Raw genomic sequence first — 14,590 nt, 5'->3', positions numbered from 1 at the left:
CTGGAACAAGTAATCACTCACTTGCAGACTTTTTCAGGTTTTTGATTTCCTGACGACGCATACGGAAGAAATCACTAAGCAGCGTGGCACATTCATCCCGTAGTATACCCTCAGTGACCTCAACCCGATGGTTCATTCCCGGATGATGTAGCACATCCATCAGCGAACCTGCGGCCCCCGTTTTCGCATCGCGCGCACCAAATACTACGCGTCCGATACGACTGTGTACCATCGCGCCAGCGCACATAACGCACGGCTCCAGGGTGACGTACAGAGTGGCGTCCAGTAAGCGGTAATTTTGTAGCACCAGACCGCCCTGACGCAGCGCCATAATTTCAGCGTGGGCTGTTGGATCATGGTGACCAATCGGCCGGTTCCAGCCTTCGCCAATAACGCGATTGTTATGTACTAATACCGCACCTACCGGGACTTCCCGCTCATCCCAGGCGCGTTTAGCCAGCGTTAAGGCGTGGCGCATCCAGTACTCATGGCTAAATTCAACATCAGACAAAGGCAGAACTCCGGTAATCAAAGCGGGCGCATTATACACAGACGCTATCGTTTACTCTATTCGAGTTGCTGAAGCTCACCGCGTGGCGTAACGCGCCAGCGATGCTGGCAAAATGAAAGCAGCGGATTGTCCTGTTTGCTATCGCTATAGCCACTGTAAAGGCGCAGCGGAGCGCCAATATGACGTTCCAGTTGCGTCACTTTCTCATGGCCCAGGCAGCGCAGAGGTAGCACCCAACCGCCGTACCCCCGCTCAATTTGGCTGGCGATAAGATTAACGCGCGGTAGCCATGGGGTGTCGAAGTAGACCTGTTCGACCAGTGACCTTGGGGATCCGGTAATCAACCAGATATCAGCGTCAGAGCTTAACAGGTAAGTCGTTAGACGCTGTTGCACGGCCGGAAAAGCCGTTACGTGCTGTCGAAACCAGCGTACGAAATCGGTCTGATGGGATTTCAGGCGCGCTTCACTCCGACCAAAAGTGCATCCCCAAAGGAGCAAGCTCATCGGCCAGCGCGCGGCGCGCCCCTGAATCACCAACCCCAGCGCAATAATCGGTAGCAGGGGCAGCACAAGCAACGCATTCAGCGGTTGGCGACGTAGCAGGTAGCGCAGAAAACTGCCGAACATATCCTGCTGGTGTAACGTACCATCCAAATCAAAAAAGACAACGCGACGCTCGTGATTGGTCAAACCTTATTCCTCTGGATCGTTGAACCCCAATAGCCAGGTAAAAAGAAACCCGGCGATAACCGCTACCAGATAGCCTAACAGATAGAACATCACTTTTCCGGCAACAATCGTCAGAGCCAGCGGTAACCCTGAGATCCCAAAAGTAATAACCGTCGCGACCTTCCAGTAACTGATCAGCGCCCCGCCGACCGCTCCGCCAAGACAAGCACCAATAAATGGCTTACCCAGCGGCAACGTCACGCCAAAAATCAGCGGCTCACCGATCCCCAGTAATCCTACTGGTAACGCACCTTTAATCACTTTTTTCAGCCGTGCGTTACGGGTTTTCATCAGAACAGCAATCGCGGCACCAATCTGCCCCACTCCCGCCATCGCCAGAATGGGAAAGAGCGCGTTATAGCCATGTGCCTGCACCAGCTCAACATGGATGGGCACCAGCCCCTGATGCAAACCGGTGAGTACCAGCGGTAGAAATGTTCCCGCCAGTACCGCGCCGACGAGGAAACCGCCGCGATCGATAGCCCAGGATGCGCCATGAGCAATGGATTCCGAAATCCAGCCACCGAGCGGTTGCAGTGCCACAATCGCGATTGTCCCGGTGATGATAGTCGTCAGCAAAGGGTTCAGGATAAGCTCCAACGAGCCCGGCAGCACCTCACGAAATTTACGCTCAATCCAGCACATCAGCGCGACCACTAACAACACCGCGATAACTCCACCGCGGCCAGGCTGTAGTGCTTCGCCAAACAGAGTAATCTGTGCCAGCTGCGGACTGGAGAGGATCCCAGCCATTACGCCGCCCATCGCTAACGAACCGCCAAACACTTTGGCGGTGTTTACCCCGACCAGGATGTTCATGATGGCAAATACGGCGCTACCGAAGATACCCATCAACCCCAGCATATTCGGATAGTGAGTAGCAAAATCACCCACAATATCCGGTCGTTTGAGGATGTTAATGATGCCGGTAATCAAACCGGAGGCGATAAACGCCGGGATCAGCGGAATAAAGACATTCGCCAGCTTGCGCAGCGCATCGCTCATTGGCGCTTTGTACTTCGCTTTCACCTGAGACTTCGTGCGTTCAATGTCATTTACATTCGGACGTTCGCCGTCATCAGCAATCAGAGAACGCATGGCATCCACCACTTTGGCGGCCTTACCGGGACCAACAATAATCTGATGCTGCGCCCCCTGCTTCACATAGCCACTGACACCGGGTAACTGCTTCAGCCGGGAAATGTCCAGTTGGTCGTCATCCTGCACTTCCACCCTGACGCGCGTCATACAGTTTTCCAGGCGCAGAATATTTTTCTCTCCGCCAATCCCCAGCAGGATGTCGCTGGCAAGAACCGCCGTTTTGTCCATATGCACCTCTAGTGTTCTAACGCCGCGCGCAAAAAACCCTGGTGAGCGGAAAGTTTGGCTCTGGCTGCGGTTGCATCCAACCCGGTTAGCGCCATCAGTATGGCGGGTTTAACATCAAAGTCAGTCTGTTTCAGCAGTGTCTCGGCCTCTTCACGCGCAATGCCGGTAGCTTCCACCACCATGCGACACGCCCGGTCTACCAGCTTGACGTTGGTCGCTTTCATATCCACCATCAGGTTCTGATATACCTTGCCAAATTTCACCATTGCCCCGGTGGAGATCATATTGAGCACCAGCTTTTGCGCAGTACCTGACTTCAGACGCGTTGACCCCGTCAGGGCCTCCGGACCTACAACCGGAGAGATGGCGATATCAGCTTCACGGGCGACAGGGGAATCCGGATTACAGGAGATCGCCACCGTCGTGCATCCCACTTTGCGAGCATATTGCAGACCGCCTATCACGTACGGCGTACGTCCTGACGCCGCCAGACCAACAACCAGGTCCTGCATGCGAAGATTGAGTGCCCGAAGATCATCTTCGCCCAACTGAGGGTTATCTTCTGCGCCTTCAACCGCCTTCAGCAACGCGCCCGGACCTCCGGCAATAAGCCCGACAACCAGATCATGTGGCACACCAAAGGTCGGTGGACATTCAGAAGCATCCAGCACGCCAAGACGACCGCTGGTGCCTGCACCCATGTAAATAATCCGCCCGCCTGCTTTTAACGCGTCAGCTGCCGCATCGACCGCATGCGCAACTTCAGAAAGCGTTGCTTTTACTGCTTCCGCTACCAGCGTATCCTGTTGATTAAAACGATGAACCAGCTCAAGCGTGGATAAAGCATCGAGATCCATCGTCTGTGGATTGCGGGTTTCTGATACTAACGCACCGAGATTCATTTTTTGTTCCTTAGGAATTTTTAATTCATAATAATCCGCCATAATGGAATATTGTATTCACCCAGGCGAGTGAAATTTTGTTTTGTAATCGCCATCACGTTTTCGCCAGGAGACAGCATGAACTGTTTGATTCGCATTCGTCAGCGTTACCCGGACCTCGCGCAAAGCGATAAAAAGCTTGCGGATTACCTCCTTGCTCATCCGGATGATGCGCGTCATCTCAGCTCACAGCAACTGGCCTGCGAGGCAGGCGTCAGCCAGTCCAGCGTCGTGAAGTTCGCACAGAAAATGGGATTCAAAGGATTTCCGGCACTAAAACTGGCGATCAGCGAAGCGCTGGCCAGTAATCCCAATCCACATTCTGTTCCAGTGCACAATCAGATCCGCGGTGACGATCCCATGCTTCTGGTCGGAGATAAACTGATTAAAGAGAATGTGGCAGCAATGCATGCAACTCTGGATATCAACAGTGAAGAGAAGCTGATGGAAAGCGTTACAATGCTGCGGTCTGCCCGTCGCATTGTACTGACAGGTATTGGCGCATCCGGTCTGGTCGCGCAGAATTTTGCCTGGAAGCTGTTGAAGATTGGATTTAATGCGGTAGTTGAACGCGATATGCACGCCTTGCTGGCGACCGTACAGGCAATGTCACCAAACGATCTCTTGCTGGCAATTTCGTATACAGGGGAGCGACGCGAGCTCAATCTGGCTGCCGATGAAACATTACGCACCGGAGCAAAAATCCTCGCCATCACCGGATTTACCCCCAATGCTCTGCAGCAACGTGCAACCCGTTGCCTGTACACCATTGCAGAGGAGCAGGCCACCCGGAGCGCTGCGATTTCATCCACTCATGCGCAAATGATGCTTACCGATTTGTTGTTTATGGCGCTGGTTCAGCAGGATCTGGAGCACGCGCCGGAGCGTATCCGTCACAGCGAAGCGTTGGTAAAAAAACTGGTCTGAGCAAAGAATGCGCGTATAATGCCCGCCCGATTTGTGATGTTTTGAGAGTTTCCTGATGGCCCTGTTAATCACTAAAAAGTGTATCAATTGCGATATGTGCGAACCCGAATGCCCGAACGAGGCGATTTCGATGGGTGACAGCATCTACGAGATTAACAGCGACAAATGTACCGAATGTGTAGGACATTACGACACGCCGACCTGCCAGAAAGTGTGCCCAATCCCCAATACTATTTTGAAAGATCCGGCACATGTCGAAACAGAAGAACAGCTGTGGGATAAGTTTGTATTAATGCACCACGCAGACAAACTTTAACTCTCGATAATCACCGTGGCGCAGGCGTAGTGACGTTCATCGGCCAGCGTCACATGCATATGCGCCACACCGAGCTTTTCTGCCAGCTTTAACGCCTCTCCCCACAACCGCAGACTCGGTTTGCCAAGTTCATCGTTAAACACCTCGAACTGATTGAACGCCAGTCCGTTGCGGATACCGGTACCAAAAGCTTTTGCCGCCGCCTCTTTTACCGCAAACCGCTTTGCCAGAAAACGCACCGGCTGCTGATGCGTTTCCCAGATAGACCATTCGTTATCGCTCAGAACCCGTCTGGCAAGACGATCGCCGGTACGAGAGATCACCGCCTCAATGCGAGCAATCTCCACGATATCCGTACCTAATCCCAGAATTGCCATTAGCCACGCGCTTCCAGCATCAGGCGTTTCATTTCCACAACCGCATCTTTCAGGCCGCTCATTACCGCGCGTCCGATGATCGCGTGGCCGATGTTCAGTTCGTGCATTTCCGGGATCCGTGCAATCGCTTTGACGTTATGGTAAGTCAGACCGTGACCAGCATTAACCTTCAGCCCCAGACTGGCTGCGAAGGTCGCAGCCTTAGCGATACGCGCCAGTTCATTGGCCTGTTCAGCGTCGGTTTTTGCATCGGCATAGCAACCAGTGTGAATTTCAATGTACGGCGCGCCCACTTCTGCGGCTGCTTTAATCTGATCTTCGTCGGCATCAATAAACAGCGATACCAGGATCCCCGCATCCGCAAGTCGTTTGCAGGCATCACGCATTTTGTCACGCTGACCTGCTACGTCCAGGCCACCTTCGGTGGTAACTTCCTGGCGTTTTTCCGGCACCAGGCAGCAAAAATGCGGCTTTGTCTCAACGGCGATGGCCAGCATCTCTTCCGTCACAGCCATTTCCAGGTTCATGCGCGTATCCAGCGTTTGACGCAGTATACGCACATCTCTGTCGGTAATATGGCGTCGATCTTCACGCAGATGTACGGTAATACCATCCGCACCTGCTTGCTCAACGATAAACGCCGCCTGAACCGGATCCGGATATGCGGTGCCGCGTGCATTACGTAAAGTGGCAATATGGTCAATGTTGACGCCTAACAGTAATTCAGCCATGACAATCCTCGTTAATCATTATTTGTTTTTACTGCGCGTTTTGGCATAAATTGCCGGAACAGTTCCCGGCTTTTTAACGGTTTACCACCAAGATACGGCTTTAACGCCATGCGGGTAAAGCGTTTCGCGGCACGTAGCGTATCAGCATCCGGAAATTCTCGCGACTCAAGTGCTTTCAAATGCCGCCCGGTAAAGGTGCTGTTATCAATCACCACGCTGGCGATAAATCCTTTTTCTTCACGATAACGGTAGGTCATGGTGTCTTCGACCGACTCGCCGCTACCGGCACAGTGGGTGAAATCCACGCCATAGCCCAGATGACCAAGTAAAGCCAGCTCAAAACGACGCAAGGCGGGCTCAGGTGAGCCAGTCGCGCCAGCCAGCGCCTGAATGCAATTCAGGTAGTCGAAGAAGAGTTCGGAAAAGCGGGTCTCGTACTCAAGCACCCGAGAAATGAGTTCGTTGATATAAAGACCGCTGTAAAGCGTGATACCACTTAGAGGAAGCGCCAGAGAGACGGCTTCAGCGCTACGCAGGGTTTTGACCTCACCACGTCCACCAAAGCGAAGTAATAGCGGCGTAAAAGGCTGAAGTGCGCCTTTAAGATTGGAACGTTTAGAACGTGCGCCTTTAGCCACAAGGCGCACGCGACCCGACTCTTCCGTGAAGACGTCCAGCACCAGGCTGGTTTCGCTCCACGGGCGGCTATGTAAGACAAAGGCTCGTTGCCATCCTTCCATCATACCCGCCGTCTTTTCAGAACAGGGAATTAAACGTCGTCGCCGTAACCGAGACTGCGCAGTGCTCGCTCGTCATCAGCCCAGCCAGATTTTACTTTCACCCACAGTTCAAGGTGCACAGGCGCTTCGAACATCTCCTGCATGTCTTTACGCGCTTCGATACCGATGGTTTTGATTTTGGCCCCTTTGTTGCCAATCACCATCTTCTTCTGCCCTTCACGTTCAACAAGGATCAGGCCGTTGATATCGTAGCCGCCACGTTCGTTAGAGACAAAACGCTCAATCTCAACGGTAACGGAATACGGCAGTTCAGCCCCCAGAAAACGCATCAGCTTTTCGCGAATGATTTCTGAAGCCATAAAGCGCTGAGAGCGATCGGTAATGTAATCTTCCGGGAAGTGATGAATCGCTTCTGGCAGATGCTTACGCACGATACCTGCAACGGTATCGACATTCATGCCGGTTTCGGCAGAAATGGGGACGATATCCAGGAAGTTCATCTGGCTTGCCAGGAACTGCAGGTGCGGCAGCAGATCGGCCTTATCCTGTACGTTATCAACTTTGTTGATCGCCAGGATAACCGGTGCTTTACCGTCACGCAGTTTATTCAGCACCATCTCGTCGTCCGGCGTCCAACGAGTGCCTTCCACGACAAAAATAACCAGCTCAACGTCGCCAATAGAACTGCTGGCAGCCTTGTTCATCAGACGGTTGATGGCTCGTTTCTCTTCCATATGCAGGCCCGGGGTATCAACATAAATAGCCTGATACGCGCCTTCAGTATGGATCCCGACAATACGGTGACGTGTTGTCTGCGCCTTACGTGAGGTGATGGAAATCTTCTGCCCAAGCAGATTATTCAACAGGGTGGATTTACCAACGTTCGGACGACCGACGATGGCAATAAATCCGCAATAGGTTTTTTCTTCGCTCATTCCAGCTCCAGTTTTTTTAACGCCTGTTCGGCGGCAGCTTGCTCAGCCTTACGACGGCTTGAACCTGTGCCAACCACCGGTTCACTCAGGCCGCTAACCTGGCAGTGGATAGTAAATTCTTGATCGTGCGCTTCGCCCCGGACCTGTACTACCAGATAAGACGGCAGCGGCAGGTGGCGACCCTGCAAATATTCCTGCAAACGCGTTTTCGGATCTTTTTGTTTATCGCCGGGACTAATTTCATCCAGACGGGTTTGATACCAGTTAAGAATAAGTTGTTCAACGGTCTGAATATCGCTGTCGAGGAAGACACCGCCGATCAATGCTTCGACAGTATCCGCCAGGATAGATTCACGACGAAAACCGCCGCTTTTCAGCTCACCTGGCCCCAAACGTAAACATTCACCGAGGTCAAACTCACGGGCTAATTCCGCCAGCGTATTACCACGTACCAACGTGGCACGCATGCGGCTCATATCACCTTCGTCCACACGAGGGAAACGATGATATAGCGCATTAGCGATAACAAAGCTCAAAATAGAGTCGCCTAAAAATTCTAAACGCTCGTTATGTTTGCTGCTGGCGCTACGGTGAGTTAATGCCTGCTGCAACAGCTCCTGATGATTAAAAGTGTAGCCCAGCTTCCGTTGAAGCCGATTAATTACGATGGGGTTCATGCGATACCAATAAATGAATGCGTCAACAATCCAGCACACGAAACAGACCTGATATACACAATCCGGGTAGCCGTTTCGGCATAGCCAGAATGCTTATGTATACGAACCAACGCTGTTTCGTGTGCCGTGGCAACCTAACGCTGCCAACCTAAAACTTCGGGGGAATATTCTATACACAACGACAAGGGATGTCGTTAGTCTGCGGGAATTTATCCAAGAAATAATTCACGCTGTCGCCATAATGACGACAACGTGAACGATTATCAGAGATTAGTGAATACCACCAATACGGCTTAAACGAACACCGGTCGGCCACTCACCTTCCTGCTTATCAAAGCTCATCCAGATAGCTGTCGCTTTACCCACCAGATTCGCTTCCGGTACAAATCCCCAGTAACGGCTGTCCGCGCTGTTATCACGGTTATCACCCATCATGAAGTATTGTCCCGGCGGGACTATCCAGGTCGCGAGTTGCTGCCCTGGCTGACGGAAATACATCCCCACCTGATCCTGCGCGATCGGCACGGTCAGAATGCGATGCGTTACATCACCCAGAGTCTCTTTACGCTCGGTCAGACGAATCCCGTTTTCTTTTGTTTCGTTCAGCGGAACCTCGAAGAAACCACTGGTCGCTTCTCCGCCATTACGACGAGCAAACGTCTGCACGAAATCACTCGGCTGAACATCAGAATACGTTACCGGCAATGCGTTTTCACATGCCTGACCGGAGCTGCACCCGGGCTGAATGGTGACCTCTTTAGCCACTGGATCGTACGTCACTTTGTCTCCCGGTAAACCGACAGCGCGTTTGATGTAATCCAGACGCGGATCTTCCGGGTATTTAAACACCACGATATCACCACGTTTCGGATGGCCTGTTTCAATTAACGTTTTCTGATAAATCGGATCTTTAATTCCGTAGGCAAATTTCTCTACCAGAATAAAGTCGCCAATTAACAGTGTCGGCATCATCGAACCCGATGGGATCTGAAACGGTTCATAAATAAACGAGCGCACCACCAGCACAATCGCCAGCACCGGAAAAACAGATGCCCCCGTCTCCAGCCAGCCCGGCTTAGGGGAGACTTTTTTCAGCGTTGCGTTATCCAGTGAATCACCCGCTGCAGCTTGTGCCGCCGCCTGACGCTCCCGGCGTTTTGGTGCAAAGACAAATTTATCAATACACCATAAAATGCCCGTCACCAGTGTGGCAATCACCAGAATCAGGGCAAACATATTCGCCATGCCAACTCCTTAGGATTATTTACTGTCTTTACCGACATGCAGAATGGCGAGGAACGCTTCCTGCGGCAGTTCGACGTTACCGATCTGCTTCATGCGCTTTTTACCTTCTTTCTGTTTCTGCAGCAGCTTTTTCTTACGGCTGATATCACCACCGTAGCACTTCGCCAGAACGTTTTTACGCAACTGCTTAACCGTTGAACGCGCGATAATGTGCGTACCAATGGCCGCTTGAATCGCGATATCAAACTGCTGGCGAGGGATCAGATCTTTCATCTTCTCTACCAGTTCGCGACCACGGCTCTGAGAGTTATCGCGATGGGTAATCAGCGCCAGCGCATCGACACGTTCATTGTTGATGAGTACATCAACACGCACCATGTCAGAGGTCTGGAAGCGTTTGAAGTTATAATCCAGCGACGCATAGCCGCGAGAGGTCGACTTCAGACGGTCGAAGAAGTCGAGCACCACTTCTGCCATCGGAATTTCATAGGTCAGCGCAACCTGGTTACCGTGGTAAACCATGTTGGTCTGTACGCCACGCTTCTCAATACACAGTGTAATAACGTTGCCCAGGTAAGCCTGAGGCAGCAGCATGTGACACTCAGCGATCGGCTCACGCAGTTCGTAAATGTTGTTCAGCGGCGGCAGCTTGGACGGGCTATCGACATAGATAGTTTCTTTCGACGTGGTTTCCACTTCGTAGACTACAGTCGGCGCGGTGGTGATCAGATCCAGATCGTATTCACGTTCCAGACGTTCCTGAATGATCTCCATGTGCAGCAGGCCAAGGAAGCCACAGCGGAAACCGAAGCCCAGTGCGGTAGAGCTCTCCGGCTCGTAAAAAAGCGAAGCATCGTTCAGGCTCAGCTTACCAAGCGCATCACGGAAGTTTTCGTAATCGTCAGAGCTGACCGGGAACAAACCGGCATATACCTGCGGTTTCACTTTTTTAAAACCTGGCAACGCTTTGTCTGCCGGGTTACGAGCCTGTGTCAGCGTATCGCCAACCGGTGCGCCGAGAATGTCTTTAATTGCACAAACCAGCCAGCCCACTTCACCACATTTCAGTTCGGTACGGTCAACCTGTTTTGGTGTGAAGATCCCCAGACGATCGGCGTTATAAACCTGTCCGGTACTCATCACTTTGATTTTGTCACCTTTACGCATAGTGCCGTTTTTAATACGCACTAGCGAAACCACGCCGAGGTAGTTATCGAACCAGGAGTCAATGATCAGCGCCTGTAACGGACCTTCCGGATCACCTTCCGGCGGTGGAATATCTCGTACCAGACGTTCCAGAACGTCTGTCACGCCAACCCCGGTTTTCGCTGAGCAGCGAACGGCATCAGTCGCATCAATACCGACGATATCTTCAATCTCTTCCGCCACACGCTCAGGATCAGCGGCAGGCAGGTCAATTTTGTTTAATACCGGCACCACTTCGAGATCCATTTCCATGGCGGTATAGCAGTTAGCCAGCGTTTGCGCTTCAACACCCTGCCCGGCGTCGACAACCAGCAGTGCGCCTTCACAGGCAGCAAGCGAGCGGGAAACTTCATACGAGAAGTCAACGTGTCCCGGGGTGTCGATAAAGTTAAGCTGATAGGTTTCACCATCAGATGCTTTGAAATCGAGCGTCACGCTCTGCGCTTTGATAGTAATACCGCGCTCACGCTCAAGATCCATCGAGTCGAGAACCTGCGCTTCCATTTCACGGTCAGACAGGCCACCGCAGATCTGGATAATACGGTCAGACAGCGTCGATTTACCGTGGTCGATGTGAGCTATGATTGAAAAGTTACGTATGTTCTTCATATAGAGTAGTTATTGTGCCTTACGCCTGATTCGACAGGCTCTGAGAAGTCGCTGTTCTGAGCTTAACGTCTGTTTAAGTGAAACGCCGCATTCTACACTACAACGCTGAGGCGAGGAAATGTTCATAGAGCAAGGATAGCGGGAACTGGAAACAACTTCGCTTTTCTAATGCAAAGCTCGCAAGGGTAACGTTATGCCCGATGGAGCAAGCTTATCGGGCCGACAAATACAATATGTACATTATTGCCACTTGCAGGCCAGATCAGACGAAGATATCACTGGCTTGTTTCGGTAGAGGATGTGTCGACACGCAGTATTCCAGGCGGGAGAGCAACGTTTAAAATAACCGGTTGCCAGGCTTCACGTACTGCCAGTTTTCGTGAAAAACCGCGTGCAATCAGAAATCCACCCACGCCGCCCAGTATCGCACCGCTTAACGCTGCGATATCACTACCAAACAGCACCTGAAACAGCGCTGCAAAAACAAAAAGCCCCGCCAATGGTGACATATAGACCAACATTGCCGAGCCCAACAGGCTGCCTTCCGCAATCCCAAGTTCAACTTTCTGACCTGGAGCCAGTGGTTCGTCGCTGGGCACCACAATAGTATGCGTCGTCTGCGGCCCCAGTTTGTTCAACACACGGCTTCCGCAGCCTGCTCGTGAGGCACAACTGCTGCAAGACGCTTTAACGTCACAGCTGACCGTTGCCAGACCGTTCTGCCAGGAAACAACCGTTGCCCACTCTTTAATCATTGTGCAGCCCTGAACTTAATATTGTCCGCAATACGCTTCGCCGTCTGTGGCGGAAGCTCACCCACAATGGTGATTTCGGCATTATCACGCACGCTGGTGCTGACTGTCCGGCGTCCTGTACGCAGCAGTTGATCGGCACTGTTTTGCATTGCACGGTTAACGTTCACGGAGAAACTGAACAGACCATCAGAGTAAAGACGAGATTCAATAGGCATATTATCCATCGTCGGTAGCGGACGACGGCTGCTGGATACTTCACTGAATCCTTGCGGCAACCACGACGGGCTCCAGTTAAAATTCGTTTTCTCGCCCGCAGGAACGGACAGCAGCGGTGGCAGGTTCGCTTTCGCCAGCGTCTGCATACTGTCACCGACACCGCTATTCACGGTAAAGGAGATAACACGGAACTGTTCGAGCGTTTCACCATCACGATCGAGCAGATCGACACGCATCGGCAACTTGGTTTCGGTGTCCATCCAGACAATGTAGCTATAACGAGTACCGTCACGCGCCACAACGCGGATCACTTCACAGAGTCTGTCGGCAATACGGGTGCGGCCTACTGAAATAAAATCATAGTAGGGCGAAAGGCGTTTAAAGTCGGTATAAATCAGAGACGGCAGGGAATCAACGATATAGTCACCGTTCAGCGTGAACGGCTCCAGCCCAGGCTCAAAATAGCTGATTTCGTTCCCACGCTGCACCACTTCCCGGCGCGGTCCATCCATTTGCAACAACTGTGCAAGAGGACGGTTGTCCAGGCGTGCATGGCGATAACGTAGGGATTCAACACCCTGCTTATTGATGCTGACAAATGACAGCTCATAGGTTAGCGACTGGCTGGCCAGATTCATCTGCTGCAACAACGCCCCGGACGCAGGATTGGCCGAGGCGTTTACAGAGAAGAACAGGCTACCAGCCACAAGTGACATGGCAAACCAAAGTTGCTTCATTACTGCGATTGCGTTCCTAAAGTTTGAATTCCTGGCACCTGTACAGCGGCTTGCTGTGTTTGCGCCTGCTCAAACTGAAGCTGTTCGGAGTGCAGTCGGCGTTGCAGTTCGTAATCCTGCAACATGGCATTGATACGACGACGCTGCTCCTGTACCTGCTGTTGCTGACCGCCGCTGGCCGTCGCGTCAGAAGGTACACCCAAGCTCACCGGACTGGCTTTACCCATCATCGGTAATGTATTAAATACCGGCGTTTCGGGCTGCTGGGACATTTCAGATTGTCCATTATAGTGCTGGACGCCAACAATAACTGCAAGCGATACGCACGCAGCCACGCCCATTTGGGTAAGCTGCGCGGCCCACGGACGCATTTTCTTCCAGAATGGCATTTTCTGCCACTGATGCGGTGCGGGCTGGGCCTCAGGGATCAACGGCGCCGTCTGGCGTACTGGCTCAGCTTCAATAGCAGCCATAACGCGGGCGGAAATATCGAAATGGAGAACGTCGGCAGTATCACCTCGCATGGAATCGCGGATCAGGTGATAACTCTCCCAGGTTTTTTGCATTTCCGGGTTGTGAGTCAGCTCTTTGAGTAACTCAGTGTCCAGCGTTTCGCCATCCATTAAAGCGGAAAGTTTTTCTTTCTGCATGCCTAATACCTTTTCCAGTATCCCGCTATCGTCAACGCCTGATAAGCGGTTGAACTTTATTATCAATAGCTTCCCTCGCTCGGAAGATACGTGAACGCACCGTACCTACCGGACAATCCATGATAGCGGCTATATCTTCATAGCTCAGGCCATCTAGCTCCCGCAAGGTTATTGCCATGCGTAAATCTTCCGGGAGGGACTCAATAGTTCGGAAAACTATCTGTCTCAGTTCTTCTGACAACATTAAGTTCTCAGGGTTCGAAATTTCTTTCAGTGCTCCGCCACTTTCGTAGTTTTCAGCTTCAATCGCATCTATATCACTGGAAGGTGGACGACGCCCCTGAGCGACCAGGTAATTCTTCGCTGTATTGACTGCAATACGATACAGCCATGTATAAAAAGCACTATCTCCCCGGAACGAATCCAGCGCACGATAGGCCTTAATAAATGCTTCTTGTACCACATCAGGAACATCGCCCGATGGTACATAGCGAGAAACCAGACTCGCCACCTTATGCTGATAGCGTACTACCAGTAAGTTAAAGGCTTTCTGATCTCCCTTCTGGACCCGTTCAACCAGGACCTGGTCCGTTAACTGCTCGCTCATCCGAGGTAAAGTCTCCCCAAACCAAATTTCCACGCGCTTTCGAAACGCCACTCCATCAGCTGCACTATGAGCAAGCAACGAGTTAGAGTGCTCAAGTTTCGTAAAGTTCCGTTACGCATTTGTTTTTGTTTGTCATGTTGTAGACAGGTCTTATCTATCATTATAAGTCTACATAACCCGATCAACGCACTATCTGTTCAGAAATGCCCATTAAACCGCTTGCAGAGTAACCCAACGGCTACTTTATTTCATCACCTAATCTGTTGCTAACGGCCTGCTTCGCAAAATATTTTTCGTATTTTACTCCTCATCGTACATTTCTTTAATGTTTAGTCATTGCAACACAATCA

General features: G+C 51.8%; 18 protein-coding genes. 2 read left to right on the top strand and 16 right to left on the bottom strand.

All coding sequences use genetic code 11. From position 1 onward, the window contains the following. Positions 1-13 precede the first annotated feature (13 nt). The 4 genes from tadA to murQ are packed head-to-tail and all read right to left on the bottom strand — an operon-like array spanning position 14 to position 3,473. Positions 14-550: a tRNA adenosine(34) deaminase TadA gene (gene tadA / locus SK36_RS03845; protein WP_075261753.1), complete on the bottom strand. Its 537-nt coding sequence runs from the start codon at positions 548-550 to the stop codon at positions 14-16. Positions 551-567: 17 nt separating this feature from the next. Beyond that, positions 568-1,203 carry a phosphatidylglycerophosphatase C gene (yfhb, locus tag SK36_RS03840; protein ID WP_048220798.1) on the bottom strand — a complete coding sequence of 212 codons (636 nt, stop codon included), beginning with the start codon at positions 1,201-1,203 and terminating at the stop codon, positions 568-570. 3 nt (positions 1,204-1,206) lie between these two features. Further along, entirely contained in the window at positions 1,207-2,571 is a 1,365-nt protein-coding gene (locus SK36_RS03835; RefSeq protein ID WP_045446252.1) for a PTS transporter subunit EIIC, read from the bottom strand. Between the two features lie 8 nt (positions 2,572-2,579). Beyond that, positions 2,580-3,473, bottom strand: a complete 894-nt coding sequence (gene murQ, locus SK36_RS03830; protein ID WP_048220797.1) for an N-acetylmuramic acid 6-phosphate etherase — start codon at positions 3,471-3,473, stop codon at positions 2,580-2,582. A gap of 117 nt (positions 3,474-3,590) precedes the next feature. Between murQ and SK36_RS03825 the strand changes: the two genes are divergently transcribed. Together SK36_RS03825 and SK36_RS03820 are read left to right on the top strand one after the other, a co-directional pair. Further along, positions 3,591-4,439, top strand: coding sequence for a MurR/RpiR family transcriptional regulator (locus SK36_RS03825; RefSeq protein WP_045446258.1), 849 nt, complete (start codon positions 3,591-3,593; stop codon positions 4,437-4,439). Positions 4,440-4,494: 55 nt separating this feature from the next. Continuing rightward, positions 4,495-4,755 carry a YfhL family 4Fe-4S dicluster ferredoxin gene (locus SK36_RS03820; protein WP_003037590.1) on the top strand — a complete coding sequence of 87 codons (261 nt, stop codon included), beginning with the start codon at positions 4,495-4,497 and terminating at the stop codon, positions 4,753-4,755. On the opposite strand, the gene acpS is transcribed toward SK36_RS03820, so the two are convergent. The 12 genes from acpS to rseD form a co-directional block, all read right to left on the bottom strand. Next, positions 4,752-5,132, bottom strand: coding sequence for a holo-ACP synthase (gene acpS, locus SK36_RS03815; RefSeq protein ID WP_048220796.1), 381 nt, complete (start codon positions 5,130-5,132; stop codon positions 4,752-4,754). The two genes, SK36_RS03820 and acpS, sit on opposite strands and share 4 nt — an antisense overlap. After that, a complete protein-coding gene (gene pdxJ, locus SK36_RS03810; RefSeq protein ID WP_048220795.1) occupies positions 5,132-5,863 on the bottom strand; it encodes a pyridoxine 5'-phosphate synthase in 732 nt (243 codons plus the stop codon). The genes acpS and pdxJ overlap by 1 nt, the downstream gene beginning before the upstream one ends. Positions 5,864-5,874: 11 nt before the next feature. Next, positions 5,875-6,603 (bottom strand): DNA repair protein RecO, encoded by a 729-nt coding sequence (gene recO, locus SK36_RS03805; RefSeq protein WP_045449747.1) that lies wholly within the window; start codon positions 6,601-6,603, stop codon positions 5,875-5,877. A gap of 29 nt (positions 6,604-6,632) precedes the next feature. Continuing rightward, positions 6,633-7,538, bottom strand: a complete 906-nt coding sequence (gene era, locus SK36_RS03800) for a GTPase Era (protein WP_048220794.1) — start codon at positions 7,536-7,538, stop codon at positions 6,633-6,635. Beyond that, complete coding sequence (rnc, locus tag SK36_RS03795; protein WP_003037579.1) at positions 7,535-8,215, bottom strand: ribonuclease III; 681 nt, start codon at positions 8,213-8,215, stop codon at positions 7,535-7,537. Before rnc ends, era begins: the two co-directional genes overlap by 4 nt. Positions 8,216-8,485: 270 nt before the next feature. Beyond that, positions 8,486-9,460: a signal peptidase I gene (gene lepB, locus SK36_RS03790; protein WP_048220793.1), complete on the bottom strand. Its 975-nt coding sequence runs from the start codon at positions 9,458-9,460 to the stop codon at positions 8,486-8,488. A gap of 15 nt (positions 9,461-9,475) precedes the next feature. After that, positions 9,476-11,275: a translation elongation factor 4 gene (gene lepA, locus SK36_RS03785; RefSeq protein WP_048220792.1), complete on the bottom strand. Its 1,800-nt coding sequence runs from the start codon at positions 11,273-11,275 to the stop codon at positions 9,476-9,478. Between the two features lie 275 nt (positions 11,276-11,550). Beyond that, on the bottom strand, positions 11,551-12,030 hold the full coding sequence (rseC, locus tag SK36_RS03780; RefSeq protein WP_045446278.1) for a SoxR-reducing system protein RseC: 480 nt from the start codon (positions 12,028-12,030) through the stop codon (positions 11,551-11,553). Then, positions 12,027-12,983, bottom strand: coding sequence for a sigma-E factor regulatory protein RseB (gene rseB, locus SK36_RS03775; protein ID WP_045446281.1), 957 nt, complete (start codon positions 12,981-12,983; stop codon positions 12,027-12,029). Before rseB ends, rseC begins: the two co-directional genes overlap by 4 nt. Continuing rightward, positions 12,983-13,633: an anti-sigma-E factor RseA gene (rseA, locus tag SK36_RS03770; RefSeq protein WP_045446284.1), complete on the bottom strand. Its 651-nt coding sequence runs from the start codon at positions 13,631-13,633 to the stop codon at positions 12,983-12,985. Before rseA ends, rseB begins: the two co-directional genes overlap by 1 nt. A 31-nt stretch (positions 13,634-13,664) precedes the next feature. Continuing rightward, on the bottom strand, positions 13,665-14,240 hold the full coding sequence (rpoE, locus tag SK36_RS03765) for an RNA polymerase sigma factor RpoE (protein ID WP_045446287.1): 576 nt from the start codon (positions 14,238-14,240) through the stop codon (positions 13,665-13,667). After that, the gene (rseD, locus tag SK36_RS24565) at positions 14,237-14,401 is read right to left on the bottom strand and encodes a rpoE leader peptide RseD (protein WP_136345495.1); all 165 of its coding nucleotides are present in this window, start codon (positions 14,399-14,401) and stop codon (positions 14,237-14,239) included. The genes rpoE and rseD overlap by 4 nt, the downstream gene beginning before the upstream one ends. Between the last annotated feature and the right edge of the window lie 189 nt (positions 14,402-14,590).

This window comes from Citrobacter sp. MGH106 (genome assembly GCF_001037495.1).
Classification (GTDB): domain Bacteria; phylum Pseudomonadota; class Gammaproteobacteria; order Enterobacterales; family Enterobacteriaceae; genus Citrobacter; species Citrobacter murliniae.
Note: the sequence above shows the minus strand (reverse complement) of the source record. Positions and strands in the feature narration are given on the sequence as shown.

Excerpts from the sequence above, each read along its gene's own strand:
- SK36_RS03835 (WP_045446252.1), bottom strand. The coding sequence starts at position 2,571 with ATGGACAAAACGGCGGTTCTTGCCAGCGACATCCTGCTGGGGATTGGC.
- murQ (WP_048220797.1), bottom strand. The coding sequence starts at position 3,473 with ATGAATCTCGGTGCGTTAGTATCAGAAACCCGCAATCCACAGACGATG.
- SK36_RS03825 (WP_045446258.1), top strand. The coding sequence starts at position 3,591 with ATGAACTGTTTGATTCGCATTCGTCAGCGTTACCCGGACCTCGCGCAA.
- SK36_RS03820 (WP_003037590.1), top strand. The coding sequence starts at position 4,495 with ATGGCCCTGTTAATCACTAAAAAGTGTATCAATTGCGATATGTGCGAA.
- acpS (WP_048220796.1), bottom strand. The coding sequence starts at position 5,132 with ATGGCAATTCTGGGATTAGGTACGGATATCGTGGAGATTGCTCGCATT.
- pdxJ (WP_048220795.1), bottom strand. The coding sequence starts at position 5,863 with ATGGCTGAATTACTGTTAGGCGTCAACATTGACCATATTGCCACTTTA.
- recO (WP_045449747.1), bottom strand. The coding sequence starts at position 6,603 with ATGGAAGGATGGCAACGAGCCTTTGTCTTACATAGCCGCCCGTGGAGC.
- era (WP_048220794.1), bottom strand. The coding sequence starts at position 7,538 with ATGAGCGAAGAAAAAACCTATTGCGGATTTATTGCCATCGTCGGTCGT.
- rnc (WP_003037579.1), bottom strand. The coding sequence starts at position 8,215 with ATGAACCCCATCGTAATTAATCGGCTTCAACGGAAGCTGGGCTACACT.
- lepB (WP_048220793.1), bottom strand. The coding sequence starts at position 9,460 with ATGGCGAATATGTTTGCCCTGATTCTGGTGATTGCCACACTGGTGACG.
- lepA (WP_048220792.1), bottom strand. The coding sequence starts at position 11,275 with ATGAAGAACATACGTAACTTTTCAATCATAGCTCACATCGACCACGGT.
- rseC (WP_045446278.1), bottom strand. The coding sequence starts at position 12,030 with ATGATTAAAGAGTGGGCAACGGTTGTTTCCTGGCAGAACGGTCTGGCA.
- rseB (WP_045446281.1), bottom strand. The coding sequence starts at position 12,983 with ATGAAGCAACTTTGGTTTGCCATGTCACTTGTGGCTGGTAGCCTGTTC.
- rseA (WP_045446284.1), bottom strand. The coding sequence starts at position 13,633 with ATGCAGAAAGAAAAACTTTCCGCTTTAATGGATGGCGAAACGCTGGAC.
- rpoE (WP_045446287.1), bottom strand. The coding sequence starts at position 14,240 with ATGAGCGAGCAGTTAACGGACCAGGTCCTGGTTGAACGGGTCCAGAAG.
- rseD (WP_136345495.1), bottom strand. The coding sequence starts at position 14,401 with ATGATAGATAAGACCTGTCTACAACATGACAAACAAAAACAAATGCGT.